A 17,595-nucleotide genomic window follows, 5' to 3' on the forward strand; every position below is an offset into this window, starting at 1 on the left:
CAATGAAAATGAAGAAGATAGTATACTGGAGCCTAATCGCTGTAAGTATTGCAGCAAGTCTCTCCTGTACCAAGAATTTTATTGAGAAAAACACAAACCCTAATGCATTGCAGGACGCATCGCCAGAGGCCTTGTTGGCCCCCGCCTTGCACCAAGTAGTCACGAGAAACCAAAACAGAGGCATGCGTATTGGGAACGAACTCATGCAGGTACATGTCACCGTCGTTGAAAGCCGCGAATTTCATCGGTATTTCATCAGGCCCAGCGAGCCCGATTGGATGTGGCGCCACTGGTACCTGCAGCTCAACAATATCCGCGACATCTATACCAGCGCCAACACTTCGCAAGAAAACGGCTATCAGACGTTTTTGGGTATTTCGCTTATCCTCGATGCTTGGGTTAGTTCCATGATCACCGATATGTTTGGTGATGCACCCTATTTCGAAGCATCGAAAGGCCATGAGGGCAACGTCCAACCCCACTTCGATAGGCAACAAGACATTTATGCCGATATCTTCCGTAAATTGGAAGAAGCTAATGAACTACTTGGAGCCGACGTTGAATTGCCTGAACACATCAAAGGCCTGGATCCACTATATAATGGAGCACCCGACGCCTGGCGCAGGTTTGGCAATTCGCTCTACCTCCGCCTCTTGCTGCGTGTATCCGGAAAAGCTGCATCGGGCGCGATTGCCAAAATAGCCGAAATAGTGGACACGAACAGCGGAAATTATCCGATATTTACCGACAATAGTCATTCTGCCATTCTACCAACCGGTGCAACACAGCCCATTACATCGGAATTTTTCCAATGGCGCGATCTGGACTTCAATGGCGACAAGGGATATTCCGAGTTTTTTATCAACAACCTAAACGAATGGCAGGACCCCCGGCTGCCCCGATGGGCTACTCAGGTTTCCGGCATCTACGCTGGAATGCCCAGCGGATATGCGCCAGGAAGAGGGGTTGAACGAATGTCTACCTTGCTCGTATCGCTCAAGCAGGATCCGCTCCTCGGGAATATAATGAACTGTGCCGAACTCCAGTTCATACTGGCAGAGGCTGCCCTAAAAGGCTATATAACGGGAGATCCCCACAGTTACTATGAAGCAGGCGTTGTCAGCGCTATCACCCACTGGGGCCTTGAAGTGCCCGAAGGCCATCTCGAAAAAAACGCTCTAAAATGGGACGACAACCTCAACTTCAACGAAAAAATGGAGCGCATTCATCTGCAAAAATATTACACCTTATTTTTTACCGATTTCCAGCAATGGCATGAACATCGTCGAACCGGCCATCCTGTACTCCCGAAAGGCGAAGGGCTGATGAACGACGGCCGCATGCCCTCGCGGCTGATGTACCCCATAAACGTGCAAACCCTCAATAGAGCTAATTACCTTGAAGCCGTACAAGCTATGGGAGGAGACGATCTTAATGTGAAAGTATGGTGGAATACACCTGATTAGAAGATTCATATAAAAACAACAGCGATGAAGAACTCGATATATTTATTGATTTTTGTCCTTTCAGGAATTTTTTTTGGAGGGTGCTTAAAAGTAGACGAAAATCCGGCAGCAGGGGCCCCCGCTGCATGGACAGGGATACCGGCTGTACGAAGTGTATATAAAGCCGGTGATGTAAGACTTTCTCCGCAAGCACTTGGCGGCGCCCATCAGACAAGCGGCGTCGTCATATCAGAGTACGCAGGGAATAACCTTCCTCCTGGCTTTGTGGTCATCCAAAACAACTGGCGCAACCAAATACGGGGGCTAATCCTCCAGGTAGGTACAGCGCTTGCTCCCTCCTTCGCAAAAGGCGACTCGTTACTTATAGACCTCAACGGCGCAACGCTGACGAGAATCGACGGTGCTTTAGCGATAACCAACCTTTCGCCTACACAGATCTCCAAGGTCTCGTCCAGCAATCCGGTTATCGTCCAGACCGTTGCTATTTCCAACCTTCAGCGATGGCCCGATCGATACGAAAGTACCTTGGTAGCCGTTACGGCCGATGTCGAGCCATTCCCTCAAACCGGGGAAACTTTTGCGGGAACCAAAAAAATCACCGATGGTCCTGACCATATGCTCGACGTTGTCACAGATCCCGGAGCCGCTTTCGCCAATGAACACATCGCACCGAGCGCAAGCTTCCAAGGTATCCTCTTTATGGGAGGAGGCAACACGCCGCAATTGCGGCTGCAGAAACTGGAAGACATGATGGATCCGAGCGGCCCCGTATATCCCGGATACCCCGAGGACTTCGAATTTCCGTTTGACGGAAAACAAAACTACAATGTCACCGGTGAACATCAGTATGACAATGAAGATCAAACCGTCGTCATCGATAACAATGTGGATCTGAGAACCGGGAACTGGAAGTTTGAACAATCGCTGCTGGGCAATTTGGCAAACGACCGCGTCGTTTCTGGCAGACAGGCCGTCAGGTTCCAGCAAAACCTGTCCGTTCCGTCTTACCTGCAAATGAACTATGACGTACCAAACGGAGCCACCAAAGTTACGTTTTGGTATGGGTCGTACGGCAATGACGTAAGCTGTTCATTTGATTTGGAATATTCTACCGACGAAGGACGAACTTGGCATAAGATAGGCGAAACCATCAGCGATGCACATCCCAGAAGTCAAAGTGCTAGTGCCAAACTTGCGACTTACACGATGGACATTCAAGGGCCGGTGCGGTTCCGTATCCATAAACTCGGCTTAGGTCCGAGCAGCGGCACCGCAGTAAGGAACGGCCGTTTGGGGGTAGATGATTTTGCCATATACCAGAATTACTAAGCCCAACGGATTGATTGATAGTCGACTTAACCAACGGCATGCAGCTACATTGTCAAAAAGCTGCATGCCGTTCTGGTTTGGCAACCACCATTATCCCAACGATTTCACTGTCAACGTGTGTTTATAATGATTTGCCAGATGCCTGCCCTCCCCGTGTATCGTCCATATTTCCCTCGGCCCCACCTGCTCCACATAACGCAGGATATCCTGCCAGTCCACATGATCAGAGATGTACAGCTCCATGTCGTTCCGATGTTGCAAATGTTTCCACCCCGATGCGAAAACGCGCAGCACATTCGTCGCCCGGTAATAGCTGTTGAAGGTCATCGGGGGCACCATGTAAATCGGGTCGACACCATCAACTTTCATCGCTTTCCGGTTATAGGGTTCATATCGCAACTGTGTGATTCCCATCGATGCATAAAGCCTATGCAATGGCAGTATACTATGGTGCAACAATACCGCGCGTTCAGGACAATGTTCATTGATCAAGGCCGTCAACCGTTGCGCTTTTCCTAAGGCGTAAGCGCCAAGCAAGATGGGATGGGGCTTTCCGTTCAACTTGACTATCTCGGCCACCGGATCGGGGTGACTGATACCGGGATCCGCAAATGTACTCTCCGTAATCAATACATCCGCCCGCACAATTTCGAGCGGTTCACAAGTGCTGTCGGCCTGCATTTTATAGTCGCCCGTGTACAGGTATCGAACTCCATCATACTCCATTAAAATCTGTGCAGACCCCAGCATATGCCCGGCGGGAATCAACCGGATGGCTATATTGCCGATCTTAAAAGGTTGATGGTATGAAAACGTCGTGTAGGTATGCCCGGGTTGCCTGTTGTAACGATGGCGCATGAATGCTGCCGTGGCTGCCGTACAGCAAATTTGCCCATGTCCCGGCGTAGCATGGTCACCATGGGCATGGGATACCAGTGCCCGGTTCACAGGCAGCAGCGGATCGACAAAAAAATCGCCATACCGGCAATAATAGCCTTCCGGCCGTTTAACGAGGAAATCAGCTAAAATCGATGCCATTACAACCGTTGAGAGCGAAAAAATTGGTCGAGCTTCAGCACCTGCGGAATCACAGCTTGTATACCATCGTTGACAATGACGTAGTCAGCGAGCTTCGTCTTCTCCTCATCGGGCCATTGCCGGGCGATGCGGGATTTCACCTGCTCAACCGTGACGTTATCGCGCTTAACTACCCGTTCGATGCGCACTGCTTCGGGCGCCTCCACCAATATGTTATACCGATTTAACTTGAAGGAACCACTTTCAAAAAGCAAGGCGGCCTCCTTTATCGTGTAGGAGGCGTCCTGGCGGGCCGCCCACTCCTCCCCTGCCTGGATAACCACAGGATGTACCAAAGCGTTCAATCGTTTCAACTTATCTTCGTTGTTGAAGACCTGTGCTGCCATATACATGCGGTTTAGCGAACCATCGTCATGGTAAGCCTCCCCCCCAAATTCGGCCTGAATAGCTCGGACCAGCCCGCTATCTGTCGTCATCAGCCGCTTGGCCTCCCTGTCCGCGTCAAAAACGGGAATCCCCAAAACCTCAAATATCCGGCAGATGGTGGATTTCCCGCTACCGATTCCTCCGGTTATGCCTACCTTCAACGATTCCATTACCTTATTTCCTGACAAAAAAATCGACATTCTGCGGTTCTACTTTCACCAGCTTGCAAAATTTAGGCATTTGCGTGATAATCACGGGTAAGCTCGTTACGCCGTTATCAACCCAGTCGTCCATGTTGACGACCGCTTCAAACGCATTATTGGTGACCTTCATATAGTCGCGCAGCGAAACCATCACGGTAAGTCTCACCTTGCCCGGAAATAATTTCACCGAACTAAACTGCTGAGCGTTCTCCGCCTTCAGCGGCACTTCAAGGATTTTCTCTGTTATTTCGCCAACGGGAATGGTCACTTCCACAGCAGTGGGATAGACATTGATGTTGGCACGTCGATTTTGCTTCAGATGAGCTACCGTATGGACATCACTGTTAACGCTTTCAGACCGGATGGTGTCGGTCTCCCAATGCTCTATTTGTACGACGTCTTCAAGCGGGCCGGTTATGGTCACATATTCGGGTGAAATGCGTAATTCGTCGATGACGTCATATTGTTTGTTGAACCGCAGATTATACAAGGCCTTTACAGGGACCTTCCGTTCTGTCTGCTTCGAAAAATCAAAATAAAGCGTATCAGGAGACACGGAAATCACGCGCTGATTGGCAGGGAACTGGCGATTTATAAATCCGAGTTGATTGGCAACAACAATCCAGCTACGGTTTTGGAGCCCGCTGAGATCGACTTGAATGCCCTGCCGCGTTGTTTGCAGCGTCCTAAACAACAACTGCCATCCGGTGGCTTCCAGCCGTATAGTTACCGTATCGGATTGGAGGGGATGAAAAGCCCGATTATCCGGCGCATTTACGTACTGCACGCCTGATTTTACGGTATAAACGTAGCTATTCGATATCGCAAAAAGCGCCCAGGCAAGGAAAGAGAAAATGATGCATTTAACGAAAATGCTTAGTTTGCGCCGCTGTGTTTTATTGAGCTTCAGAATCGGCATACCAAACAAGCTTAGCAACGGTTAAATTTATAACTAACGGGTCCCGGTAAGGCCACAAAGTCGCCGGATATCCTTTTCCTTTTATGGCCTTTGTAGCTTTACCGGAAGCCGAATTAAGCCTTCGGTGCCGCGTTTTGCGCCTTCGAAGCATCCAGGGCAATCGCTGACTTATCAAAGCGAATTTTTACGCTGCCGCCAACGTCAACCAGAAACGTCGTTTCGGATATTTCAACAATACGTCCGTGTATACCTGCCGTTGTCACTACCCTATCGTTTACTTTTAATTCCTCGATGTATTTCTTATGATCTTTGGCCTTCTTCATCTGTGGCCGAATCATGAAGAAATAAAAAACGACAATAATTAAAATCATGGGTAGGAATCCCATGATTCCTCCTGCCCCACCTGCTCCCCCAGCTTGCAATAGAATTGTTGATGTGATCATTTGTTTTGTAATTATTGGTTGTTGTATGTTGTTGTCTATTTCTCCACTTCACCACGTAGGTGCAGCAATGTGTTCGGGCTTGATGCATTCGACGTGACCGTCACCACCTTGTGCTGCTTACCCAATTGCCCGGCGCTATTAAACACGACTTTCACCATGCCTTCATCACCCGGAGCTATCGGGTTTTTTGAATATTCAGGGGTTGTGCATCCACATGATGCCTGCACATTGGATATAATGAGCGGAGATGTACCTGTATTGGTGAATTTGAACTCATGTTCGACCTTCTCTCCCTCTTTGATCTTACCAAAATCATAGGCATCATTTTCGACTTCCAATACCGCACTGACCGAATCGCCCCCTGGTATGATGGTCTGGCCAACAGGTTGCTCACCCTGCTGTTCCAAAGGTATTTCCTCGGCGTCCTGTTCTTGGTTGTTCCCGGTGTTACAGGATGTGATTAACATCAGTCCTAAAACAAATAAGGGTGTCCATTTCATTGTTCTTGCAATTAAAGTTGACAACTAAACTAACTATATCATTAAACAAGGTATAACCACACTTGTTTGTCATTGTACGAGTCCCCGCCCGTGTTTACGTATGCGCCCGGCGGCTTGTAATTCATTCAGGATCTTATCCAAGATGCCGTTGATAAAGGTATTGCTTTTGGCCGTACTAAACACCTTGGATATTTCGATGTATTCGTTGATAGTTACCTTGACCGGAATGGTCGGAAAATTAAGCAACTCACAAATCGCCATGCGCATCAACAGGTTGTCCAGCAACGCAATTCTGTCAGATTCCCAATTTTTGGTTTTCATGCTTATCAACTGTTGATATTCATCTGCATAACGGATAGCATGCCCCAGCAAATCGAGAATGAATTGTCTGTCTTCCTGCCAGTTAGGTGTCAGCTCCGCCAGTTCATTTTGATGCGGGTTTTCGCTGATGAAATTCTTGAAGGTCTTTGCAATCATCGCTTGCAACACCTCTTTGTCTACCTGCCAGTTAATAAATTTTTCCTCAAACACTTGCTCAATCGCCGGAGCCTTCAGGATAATCTTCTTGAAAATGAATTTGATAATATCTTTTTCTGCCGCGATCGAACGATCATCCTGGCTCAAGTACGTCGCATAGGCCTCTGTATCGCGCAACTGGAAAAAGACCATACGCACGATCTCCGGGTCAAAGCTCCAGGATACTTTATACTGTTTCAGCCCCGCTTTATATTTCTCATTATGACGCAATAACTCGATAAACGTATTGTTGTATAACCGCGTATTGGGCGACAAGTCCGCTGCTGAAGGCAAAAACTTATTTGCACGTTCGTCCGCGTCGATGCGCACATAATCCGATACTTCATCCAATAGGTTCAGCGTCCAGATATACATCTCGTATACCTGATCTACGCTTTTTAGCAGCGCTTTTTCAAACTTACCCACCTGCTTATCTTCCGATAACTGGTAGGCGTACAATGTTTGTAATACTTTGACCCTTAGGTGTCTTCTATTTAGCATAAATTATATAAAGAACGATTGGATGAAATGATAGCGCTTTATTATTTGATTTTACGCATATCGGCTATCCGTGATTCGGCAATCTGATTTGCGGCATGGTAAGAAGCCACATTTTCCGTCATCGACTTGCGTAATACCGAGCGAGTAACTTCATAAATATTTTCTGTAAGTGCCGCCGTGCGCGAGGCACTATGGCCTGCAATTTCGGAGTAACAACTGATCAGCCCACCGGCGTTTATCAAGTAGTCGGGCGCATATAAAATCTTCCGTTCCATCAACAATTGTCCGTCTTCCTGCTCGTTTCTTAGCTGGTTGTTTGCAGAGCCCGCGATGATGCGGCATCTCATCTTGGAGATGGTATCTTTATTGACCGTTCCCCCCAAGGCGCATGGTGAGTAAACGTCGACATCCAAGTCATAGATGTTGTTGTTGGATACCGCAACCGCCTTATACTTGTTGGCGACTTCGGCCAGACGCTCTTCGACGATGTCACTGACATATACTTTGGCATTTTCTTCGCGCAATAAAGCAATCAGCTGCTCGCCCACATTACCGGCTCCTTGTACAGCTACGGTACGGCCGGCTAAGCTGTCGTTGCCATACAGCTCTTTCAGCGCTGCTTTTATCCCGTAATAAACCCCTTTGGCAGTAAACGGTGCGGAATCGCCGCTCCCTCCGAGTGATTTGGGTAACCCGGCCACATGCTTGGTCTCCATATGCAGGTATTCCATATCCTTTGGTGTTGTTCCGATATCCAAGGAAGCGATAAACGTACCGCTAAGTTCGTCTACAAACTGGCCAAACCGGCGGAGCAACACCTCATTCTTCTGAGTACGGTGATCACCGATGATGGCTGCATTGCCACCTCCCAGGTTTACCCCCGCCACGGCAGCCTTATACGTCATTCCCCTTGAAAGCCGAAGTACATCGTCAATCGCTTCATCGGTGTTTTGATACGGAAGCATCCTGACTCCCCCGATTGCAGGGCCCAACGTAGTATCATGGATAGCGATTATCGCTTGCAACCCTACTTCACCGTCATTACAGAACACAAGCTTTTGATGGCCGAATTGAGCCATTAACTTAAAGGACGAATTATCTTTGGTAGGTACGGACATATAAATTATAACACGAACTATGAACTGCAATATTGGGGCAAACTTAGCAAAAATATTGATGCATGTAACCAGCACGGCCAAACATTTCGTATTTTTGCTTCCCTCGTATGGCTGAATAATGACGCTTCCGTGCATGTTCTTTTTTGGCCGTCGGCTAATAATGCTCATATGAAACACCTTGCGCACCTCAACAAATATTTCTATAAATACCGTTGGCGAATGATTCCCGGCGTCATCTTCGTCATCGTTTCCAATTATTTCGGTGTATTGCCCGCGCAGGTTATCCGCATTGCTTTTGACCTGGTCAAAGAAAACATCAGTATGTACCGCTTATTTGACGGGTTTGAGCGCCAGCAGCTTGTTTACGAAATATTCGGATACAGTTTATTGCTGTTTGGTGTGCTGGTATTGTTGCTTTCGCTTATCCGAGGCATTTTCCTTTTTTTGATGCGTCAGACCATCATCCTCACATCAAGGCACATCGAGTATGATTTGAAAAACGAAATCTACAACCACTACCAACAGCTGGATATGGCGTTTTACCGTAGAAACAACACGGGAGACCTCATGAACCGGGTAACAGAAGATGTCAATCGGGTACGTTCGTACCTCGGGCCAGCCATCATGTACTCCATCAATACGGTGGTGCTTTCCGTCATGGTTATTGCCGCGATGGTCAGCGTAAACCCTACGTTGGCTGCCTACGCGCTGATGCCTATACCCATACTGTCCGTCATCCTGCTATTCGTCAACAAAATCATCAATCGCCGCAGCGAGCGTATCCAACAGCAGCTATCCACGCTCTCGTCGTTTGTCCAAGAGACATTTTCCGGAATCCGCGTAATAAAAACCTACAATCGCGAAGCCGATAAAATGGATCGTTTTACGGACGAAAGTAATCATTACCGGCAAGCGTCACTGGCACTGGTAAAAACGGAAGCCATTTTCTTTCCGCTTATCCTATTGCTTATCGGGCTGAGTACGGTCATCACCGTGTATGTAGGTGGACTGGAAGTGGCCAAAGGTACCATCACCTCGGGTAACATCGCCGAATTTATCATTTATGTCAACCAACTGACGTTTCCGGCTATGGCGCTGGCCTGGGTAACCTCGCTTATCCAGCGTGCTGCAGCATCTCAAAAGCGCATCAACGAATTTCTCCGCACAACATCGGTGATTCAGTCGGCCGCTCAGGGTCATTTCCGGGCTCAGGGACATATTCGTTTTGAGGCGGTGAGCTTTACGTATCCGGACACAGGGATCCAAGCCGTCAAAAACGTGTCGTTCGAGGTAAAGCCCGGTGAAGTGCTTGCGATTATCGGTAAGACCGGATCAGGCAAGTCTACACTGGCGAATCTGCTCATGCGCATGTATGATGTGGATTCGGGCGCGATTACGATTGACGGCATTGATATCCGGCAATTGCCCTTGCAGGCGTTCAGAAGCCAAATCGGTTTTGTCCCCCAGGACGTATTCTTATTTTCTGACACGATAGCAAACAATATTGCATTTGGGCTGGACGAGGTTCATATGGATGCCGTGGAGAACGCCGCCAGGCATGCTGCCGTTTACGACAACATCACCGCATTTGAGGAAGGGTTTTCAACCACCATCGGTGAGCGCGGCATCACGCTATCCGGCGGGCAGAAACAACGGGTATCCATCGCCAGGGCACTCATCAAGAATCCTCAAATCCTGATTTTTGACGATTGCTTGTCTGCTGTGGATACCAAGACCGAGGAAGAAATTCTACGCAACCTGAGCACGGCCATGCAAGGCAAGAGCACCATCTTTATTGCCCACAGGGTATCAACGATAAAAAATGCCGACCACATTATGGTGTTGGATGAAGGCTCGATTATCGAACAAGGAACCCACGAAGAGTTGCTTGCCCGGCAGGGCAGCTATTTCGAACTACACGAAAAACAGCTGCTGGAAGAAGCCGTATAGAAAACCGGGGAGCCGTACCTAAGGAAGCTCCCTAAGGTGGATATCCCTGTAAGACACATGCGTTCCGTGGGCTTGCAGCTCAATCTGTTCCATTGGAAATATCGGCAACGTCCTGTTCCAATAGTTTTCCAGCACAACGTTATCCGTTACGAGCTCGCCATTCAGGTATACCGTCACACGATCGTCCACCATAATAATACGAAACGTATTCCACTCGCCCAGAGGGTTATCAGCTACTTTAAGTGGATCACGGGGATTCCGTTCGTTGTTGTAGAGTCCTCCGGATCCTACTTGCGCACCAACGTCTACGCGCGAGGTATCCCATATCTGTACTTGGGGAGTGCCTCTGAGGTATATCCCCGCGTCCCCTTCTTTACCTTCTTTCGCAAGCTTCCAATCAACCCATAGCTCGAAATTGGCGTACTGGCCTACCGTCGCGACGTTGTCACCCTTGCCATTGAAATGCAACACCCCATCTTCGACATACCAGCCCTGCCGCATAATTTCGTCTGCCTTTTCCTGGGCTGCCGCGAGCGCTTCCGGACGCATCGATGCCCGCTCGATAGGGTTTGCTACCAAACCTTTCCAACCGGTCAGGTCGCGGCCGTTGAATAACGACGTGTAGCCTCCGTCACGCGGTAGCTCGTCGATATGCTTCTGGATGGCCTCCCTGAGGTAGCTGCTTTCGCTGCCGGACAAAAGCGCCATCACCTTGGTCAGCAAACGGGTGACATCCGGCCCGTAAAGTTCCTTATTTTCCAGCGCAATATTCATCACTGTATTGGCCGCAGTGGCCTTCAATTGCTCGTCATCGAGAAATTTACCTGCAAATAACAGCGCGTTGTAGGTCTTGTTGGCTTCCAAGGCGGCTAATACCGACCGTCTTTGCTCGACAGACTCTGCACTATCAAACAGGTCACGCAGGTGAAGCACTTTTTGCTCAATAGGAATATTAGCAAGGCCGACGATGCGTATCAAACCCTTGAATACGGCATCCCGCTGCGTTGAATCCATGACTTTCCTGCGGCTCAGTTCAATTAACTTAGGCAACGCTTCGGCGCCAGACCATTTTGCCAATGCGCTGGTAGCTGCACGACGCATCCCCGGATCGTTATGGTCCGCATAACCGGCGACCAAGGCCAGGGCCTCTTCCCCACCGATTCCAGACAAGACCGGAAAAAAAAGGGAGCGCGACGTCATGTCCGATTTCCGGCACCGCGCGATTACCGCTGTCACCTGATCTGCCCTGTTGCTGCTGCGGTTTACGGAAACAACAGCGGCCTGCTGTACTTGGCTTGCGTATTCACTGCTTGCCGCCGGAAGCAGATCCAGCAAATCCGGCAAGTCACTTGGCCGGACAACCTGCGGCAACGCCTGATACGCTGCGGTTTTAACCTGCACGGGGGCATTTCCTTGTATAATCTCAAAGATAACCGGAACACTCGATCCTACTCCCTTTTGTGCCAATAGTTCGATAAGCAGCACCTGGAGCTCGGGATCATTCTCCCCAGCTAATGCTTCGGTCAGCAGCGCGGGCAGCTCGGGGTTTTCAGTTATCAGTAACGCATCCTTTATAGCCGCCCTTGTTTCCTTATCAGATTCACGGAGCATGCCGATCAGCTCACCCGTTGCCTCATCTCCGACTAATTTCTGCAAGGTACTGACAGCCGTAGCACACACTTCAGGCGTGCCGACATCCAGCGCTCTCCGGACCTCCGGAAGCACCGATGTGGAACGATGGTCGCCAAAATACCGTAGGATAGCTACCTGTACCGATTCGTCGGCCTTGAACATGCCCTTGGCAAGCTGTCGTGAAGTCCGCTCATCGAGGTGTGGTACCAACAATGTCAATGCTGCATTCCGATAGATGCTGTTGTCGTCCTTTGCACCTTTTACCAACGTGTTCACGCGTTTATTTCCGTCTATTTGGGTAAGTAGCCGCAACGCCGCAATGCGCGTATGTACCTGGTAATCTTGTTTTGTCGACCGGAACAGCCGCGCAGCAATTTTCTCGGCAGTTGCCGTCTCTCCGATGGCGGCCAGGCGGTAAGCATAGTTGACATAAGCCGCTGTTGCATCGGTAGCGTCATACACATAATCCACTTCATCGGCAGCCTCACGCAAAAACGGCTCAGTACCTGGTCCGCCGATACGCGAAAGCGCGTAAAGCACAGCCTTACGCAAAGACTTATCTGACGTATGTAGCCGTGCCAGCAAAGCCTGCTCTGCCGGCTTATACGCCATGAATCCTAATGCGTTGGCGATGTTTACGGCGGACTGGTCGGTAGCATCCTGCAACGCGGCCACTAGTGCGGCACCTGCCGATTCCGTACCGATTCGGGCTAATGCGCGGGCGGCTTTTTCATTTAGGTAATCGTCATTCAGATACCGTTTCAATGCCTCCACGGCCGTATCATCCCCCGCATTCTGCAGCAGTTGAATGACGAACCCTTTATTATCATTGTCCGTAATGGCATTTAACGCTGCCAATGCACCTTTGATAAAAGTCACCCGCTGGGCAGCCTTTCCGGCCGTAAGCACATGGTAGCTATAACTATTGGCGGCATATTCGACACCGGCGTTATCCCCCTTGCCCGGAGGCGTGAGCTGACGAAGCAATGCAGAAATATCCGACTCGGAAAACCGTTCGAGCTGCGCCATCGCTTCATTCAGCGCATCGGTTGTTTCGGCCGGTTGTTTCGCCAATAGCGCGGCTATCTTCTGGTCCGCCGGCGTATTGTCCAATTGGGCGTACACAGGAAGCTGCAGAATCAGCAGCACAAAAAATGGATATATTGATTTAATCATCGGTAATAGCGTTATATATAAGCAATTAGATAGACCATTGACCGCGCATAGGCTGGTCCAACAGTCTGTTGGCCGCTTCGTCGTTTATAAAAACCTGATTTTCGGGATCAAACTGCAACGACCTGTTTAGACGCAAAGCCACCAAGCCCATATTGACGATTGTACACGAACGATACCCATTCTCTTCATTAAGCGCAAATTTTGTCCGGGTTTTAACCGCTTCGACAAAATCGGTCACCTGTGGATCCGGATCGGGGAACGCGGCTAACTTGCGCTCCATATCCGGAATATCAGACTTAAAGCCACGATAAAGTTTTCCCTGGGGACCTTCGATATAAGGCATGCCCACATCTTTGCCTTCACCATCGAGAATAATCTGGCACCCATCTGCATAGGTATACGTGATGCGTCGCCAGGTGCCTACGGCGTCGCTGTGCTGCTGAGGGGCATCTACTTCCACGGAAACGGGGCTCTCATTATCTTTATTAAGAAAATACTGCACCGGGTCGATGTAATGTTGTCCCATGTCGCCCAGGCCTCCGCCATCGTAATCCCAATATCCCCGGAACGTGGTATGCACGCGGTGCGTGCTGTATGGTTTGTATGGTGCAGGACCAAGCCACATGTCGTAGTCAAGTTCTTTAGGCACCTGCTCCACAGGCAAGTTCTCCTGGCCCACCCAGTAGAACTTCCAGTCAAATCCAGTATGTTTGCTGATGGTGACCTTAAGTGGCCATCCCAACATGCCGGAATCGACCAGCTTCTTAATCCGTTTTACCGGCACATTCATTCCATAGAAATTGGCTTCAAAGCGGAACCACGTATTCAGCCGGAAAATATTGCCATGCTGCTTAACAGCCTCGACCACCCGCTTACCTTCGCCGATGGTGCGAGTCATTGGCTTTTCGCACCAGATGTCCTTTCCCATACGTGCCGCCTCCGCCGCCATAATGCCGTGCCAGTGCGGAGGGGTGGCGATATGAACGATATCCACTTCGGGCAACTGAATCAGCTCACGAAAATCCGCAAATTGCTTAATCCCTTTGTCTTTAAGCTGCTTCATCGCAATGGCGAGATGGCGTGTATCTACATCACAGATTGCCACCGTCTTGGTACCGGCGTAACCAAAATGCCCCCGGCCCATAGCTCCTACACCTATTACCCCTTTGGTCAGGTGATCACTGGGGGCTAAGTACCCAGCCCCTCCTAATACAAAACGGGGAACGATGCTGAACGCCGCTGCCCCCATCAAAGATTTCTTGATAAACTCCCGACGGGAGGTGTTTTTTTCTTTCATATTTTGTGATTCCGAATCGGTACGAATGTCACAAATTTATTATTTCCCCGGTTAAACCAAAAATTTTCTGTGCCTTTCTCAGGGATTTCGCTTCTCCTCTCCATCCGTAAGTTCACGCTGGATGCGCGTAAGGAAACTTGGCGCGAAGAGCAAGCGCTAACGGATCGGCGTGTCGGCAAACGTCTCCTGTTTACGGTTGACACGTTCCCAAATGGCCCCCTGCTGACCGCTGAAATACCGGACTATTCCCGCAAGTACAGCATAGTTCATTACACAGAAATAATACGGCACAAACGTCGCCTTTATTTTCAGTGCTCTCCGCTCAAGCAAGAAGCCGATGCATGCTAACGCATAAAACGACAATTGTCCCAAAAACAGCAGGGTGTAGAGATCCCCTTTGTCCGTAAGGTACAACAAGCCATTGAGGACAAAGACAACAGGCAGCAGTATGGGCGCAACGGTCCACCGCAACACCCGGTGACTGATGTATTGGAATGTCAGCACCGGATTGGTAAACGGATTCAACACCCCTTTAAGCCGCATAATGGACTGGATTCCGCCGGCAGCTATCCGGATTTTGCGCTTTAGCTCTTCCTTTACATTTTCCGAAGCCAGCTCCGTAGCACATGCGCGGGGTTCATAGACCACACGGTATCCCTTTTCGGCAATCCGCATGGATATCATGAAGTCATCCAATATGGTATCCGGGGGCACGGTTTCATACAACCTTGTGCGGATGCTGAACAACTCGCCGGCGCTGCCGACCACAGAATATAATTCCGCGTCCCATTTTTTCAATGCAGATTCATATTTCCAATAGAAACCCTCGCCCGCGGCACTGGCGTCGGCCTCCTCGCCCGAATATACTCGCTTCTCGCCAGCTGCCGCACCGATTTGCTCGTCTGCGTAATGTCTGCATAAGTCGAGGAGGGCGTCGTTGCTAAGCAACGTATTGGCATCGGTAAACACGACAACATCGGTTGTGACCTGCTCCATGACGCGATGAATCGCCGCAATCTTGCCGCGTCGTTCGTCTGTATGTAATAAGTGTATCTGCGGGTATTTCGCGACGCGTTGAGGGGTTTCGTCCGTAGTGCCATCTGTCACGAAAAAGTAGTGAAGCTTTTCTTTCGGATACGATAACGCCAATGTATTGGCTATTTTCTGCTCAATGATTGCTGCTTCATTATATGCAGCAACAATTACAGAACAGGAAGGCAGCGCGCCCGGATCGGTATGCGGAATGAGTCTTTTCCGTCCTAAAAATCTTCTGACGATCACCAGTGCGTACAGTAATAGGCCGTAACCCACATAGGTGTAAACGATAAAAAACAGGCTAATCCAAAAAATATATTCCATGAGGTCCTCGCAAAACAGGTGCGAATGTAGCTAATTATCGGGGCTTGTTCGCCCTGAATGGCTTGCCTAACCCCATCAAAATTCCAATCCGTAGCTTTTTTCCGACACCAGCACCCGCCAAGCGGCCCGATCCATTTCGAATGTCAGATCTTCCGCTTTCAGGTCGCTCACCGGCACCCAGCGGAACACCTGATCAAGCGCCTTCCCTTCTTCAAAATCGAATGGCTTTTTGCTGAACCGACAAACTAATGAATCGTTGTTCTTCACCAGGTAATAAACACCGATTACCTGGCTGTCGTTAAATGCCGATTTGAAAAAAACATCGGTAGTATGCACATGACGCAAAATCTGAATACCTGCACCGCATTCCTCCTTAAATTCCCTGTCGAGTCCCTCGCGTAGCCCTTCGCCATATTCGAGCCCGCCTCCGGGAAATTTTGTGAACTCCATACCATATTCGCGCTCATCACTGATCAGCACCTCTTGTCTGTCATTAATCAATATGCCGTACACGCGTATGTTAAATTTATTCATGCTAAATTATTACCTCTTTCCAAACAAGACGGAGCTTCATCCGTTATTTGCATTAGGATTAACAAGTCCAAAATTACGCTTTAAAATATGATTCTTGTCATATTTTAAATATAATCGGACTGTTAAAAAACGATTATCAACGCATTTGATTACCTTTGCGGTACATTATGCAAGCATTAACACAACAGATACCCGAAGGATCTCGAAAAGAAGTGATGGCGTATTTAGAGCCATTCATGCTCAATGAAATGAGTGAGTACCTGAAGCCCGTGGAAGAAATGTGGCAACCTGCCGACTTGCTACCCGACGCTTCGCGGGACACGTTTTTTCAGGAAGTAAAAGAATTGCAGGAAAGTGCAAGGGAATTGCCTTATGACTTAGTTGCCGTACTGATTGGTGACACCATCACCGAGGAGGCATTGCCGACCTATGAATCGTGGCTGACCATGGTGGAGGATGTGAATAAGAATGAACAGGGTGGCTGGATGAAATGGGTACGGGCGTGGACGGCCGAGGAAAACCGCCATGGGGATTTGCTGAATAAATACCTCTATCTATCCGGCCGCATCAATATGCGTGAAATGGAGATGTCCACGCAGTACCTATTGCAGGATGGCATCAATATTGGCACCGGCAATGACCCCTACCGCAATTTTATTTATACGTCATTCCAGGAATTGGCCACCAACATATCACATCGGCGCGTCGCCGGATTGGCCAAGAAAGATGGCGATAAGCTGTTGGCCAAGATGTGCGGCGTTATCGCATCGGATGAAGCACGGCATGCCAAAGCATACATGTCATTCATTTCCAAAGCCATGGAGGTGGATGCCAGTGAAGTCATGTTGGCGTTCGAAGACATGATGCGCAAAAAGATCGTTATGCCTGCCCACTTGTTGCGCGAATCAGGCGAGCCGCAAGGCGAAGCGTTCGCTCATTTCTCCGATGCAGCGCAACGGCTTGGCGTCTATACAGCTGTTGACTATGTCGACATTCTGAAGGAATTGATCCGCGAATGGAAAGTCGAATCCATCCGGGAGCTCAACGAGGCCGGTGAGCGTGCGCGGGACTACCTGGTGCGACTGCCGGACCGGCTCCTGCGCTTGGCGGACCGGATGAAAATGCCCGAAAAAAGCTACAGCTTCAAATGGATACATAGCTGATAGGGATATCCGCAACACGGATATC

Annotated in this window: 15 protein-coding genes; 4 read left to right on the plus strand and 11 right to left on the minus strand. The window is 49.3% G+C overall.

Going from position 1 to position 17,595, the window contains the following annotated elements; genetic code table 11:
• Window positions 1-8 precede the first annotated feature (8 nt).
• Together B5X72_RS17820 and B5X72_RS17825 are read left to right on the plus strand one after the other, a co-directional pair.
• On the plus strand, window positions 9-1,466 hold the full coding sequence (locus B5X72_RS17820; RefSeq protein WP_079718350.1) for a SusD/RagB family nutrient-binding outer membrane lipoprotein: 1,458 nt from the start codon (window positions 9-11) through the stop codon (window positions 1,464-1,466).
• A 24-nt stretch (window positions 1,467-1,490) separates the two neighbouring features.
• Window positions 1,491-2,795, plus strand: a complete 1,305-nt coding sequence (locus tag B5X72_RS17825) for a DUF5689 domain-containing protein (RefSeq protein ID WP_079718287.1) — start codon at window positions 1,491-1,493, stop codon at window positions 2,793-2,795.
• A 90-nt stretch (window positions 2,796-2,885) separates the two neighbouring features.
• Here the strand turns inward: B5X72_RS17825 and B5X72_RS17830 are convergent, their stop codons facing one another.
• From B5X72_RS17830 to B5X72_RS17860, 7 genes are all read right to left on the minus strand, one after another.
• Window positions 2,886-3,833 (minus strand): MBL fold metallo-hydrolase, encoded by a 948-nt coding sequence (locus tag B5X72_RS17830; protein ID WP_079718288.1) that lies wholly within the window; start codon window positions 3,831-3,833, stop codon window positions 2,886-2,888.
• On the minus strand, window positions 3,833-4,429 hold the full coding sequence (coaE, locus tag B5X72_RS17835) for a dephospho-CoA kinase (RefSeq protein WP_079718351.1): 597 nt from the start codon (window positions 4,427-4,429) through the stop codon (window positions 3,833-3,835). Before coaE ends, B5X72_RS17830 begins: the two co-directional genes overlap by 1 nt.
• A 4-nt stretch (window positions 4,430-4,433) precedes the next feature.
• On the minus strand, window positions 4,434-5,381 hold the full coding sequence (locus tag B5X72_RS17840; protein WP_079718289.1) for a CdaR family protein: 948 nt from the start codon (window positions 5,379-5,381) through the stop codon (window positions 4,434-4,436).
• Between the two features lie 113 nt (window positions 5,382-5,494).
• On the minus strand, window positions 5,495-5,821 hold the full coding sequence (gene yajC / locus B5X72_RS17845) for a preprotein translocase subunit YajC (RefSeq protein WP_079718352.1): 327 nt from the start codon (window positions 5,819-5,821) through the stop codon (window positions 5,495-5,497).
• A 38-nt stretch (window positions 5,822-5,859) separates the two neighbouring features.
• Window positions 5,860-6,324 carry a DUF1573 domain-containing protein gene (locus B5X72_RS17850; RefSeq protein WP_245826997.1) on the minus strand — a complete coding sequence of 155 codons (465 nt, stop codon included), beginning with the start codon at window positions 6,322-6,324 and terminating at the stop codon, window positions 5,860-5,862.
• A gap of 69 nt (window positions 6,325-6,393) precedes the next feature.
• Window positions 6,394-7,341, minus strand: coding sequence for a transcription antitermination factor NusB (nusB, locus tag B5X72_RS17855; protein WP_079718291.1), 948 nt, complete (start codon window positions 7,339-7,341; stop codon window positions 6,394-6,396).
• A 41-nt stretch (window positions 7,342-7,382) separates the two neighbouring features.
• Complete coding sequence (locus B5X72_RS17860) at window positions 7,383-8,459, minus strand: Glu/Leu/Phe/Val family dehydrogenase (protein ID WP_079718353.1); 1,077 nt, start codon at window positions 8,457-8,459, stop codon at window positions 7,383-7,385.
• 168 nt (window positions 8,460-8,627) lie between these two features.
• On the opposite strand from B5X72_RS17860, the gene B5X72_RS17865 reads away from it, so the two are divergent.
• Entirely contained in the window at window positions 8,628-10,409 is a 1,782-nt protein-coding gene (locus tag B5X72_RS17865) for an ABC transporter ATP-binding protein (RefSeq protein ID WP_079718292.1), read from the plus strand.
• Window positions 10,410-10,427: 18 nt separating this feature from the next.
• On the opposite strand, the gene B5X72_RS17870 is transcribed toward B5X72_RS17865, so the two are convergent.
• From B5X72_RS17870 to B5X72_RS17885, 4 genes are all read right to left on the minus strand, one after another.
• The gene (locus B5X72_RS17870; RefSeq protein WP_079718293.1) at window positions 10,428-13,217 is read right to left on the minus strand and encodes a 3-keto-alpha-glucoside-1,2-lyase-like domain-containing protein; all 2,790 of its coding nucleotides are present in this window, start codon (window positions 13,215-13,217) and stop codon (window positions 10,428-10,430) included.
• 25 nt (window positions 13,218-13,242) lie between these two features.
• Window positions 13,243-14,514, minus strand: a complete 1,272-nt coding sequence (locus B5X72_RS17875) for a Gfo/Idh/MocA family oxidoreductase (RefSeq protein ID WP_079718294.1) — start codon at window positions 14,512-14,514, stop codon at window positions 13,243-13,245.
• A gap of 156 nt (window positions 14,515-14,670) precedes the next feature.
• Entirely contained in the window at window positions 14,671-15,873 is a 1,203-nt protein-coding gene (locus B5X72_RS17880) for a glycosyltransferase family 2 protein (protein ID WP_079718295.1), read from the minus strand.
• A 75-nt stretch (window positions 15,874-15,948) separates the two neighbouring features.
• On the minus strand, window positions 15,949-16,407 hold the full coding sequence (locus tag B5X72_RS17885; RefSeq protein ID WP_079718296.1) for an NUDIX domain-containing protein: 459 nt from the start codon (window positions 16,405-16,407) through the stop codon (window positions 15,949-15,951).
• A gap of 167 nt (window positions 16,408-16,574) precedes the next feature.
• Between B5X72_RS17885 and B5X72_RS17890 the strand changes: the two genes are divergently transcribed.
• Window positions 16,575-17,570, plus strand: coding sequence for an acyl-ACP desaturase (locus B5X72_RS17890; protein ID WP_079718297.1), 996 nt, complete (start codon window positions 16,575-16,577; stop codon window positions 17,568-17,570).
• The last annotated feature ends 25 nt before the right edge of the window (window positions 17,571-17,595 follow it).

This window comes from Parapedobacter luteus, from assembly GCF_900168055.1.
Lineage (GTDB): Bacteria > Bacteroidota > Bacteroidia > Sphingobacteriales > Sphingobacteriaceae > Parapedobacter > Parapedobacter luteus.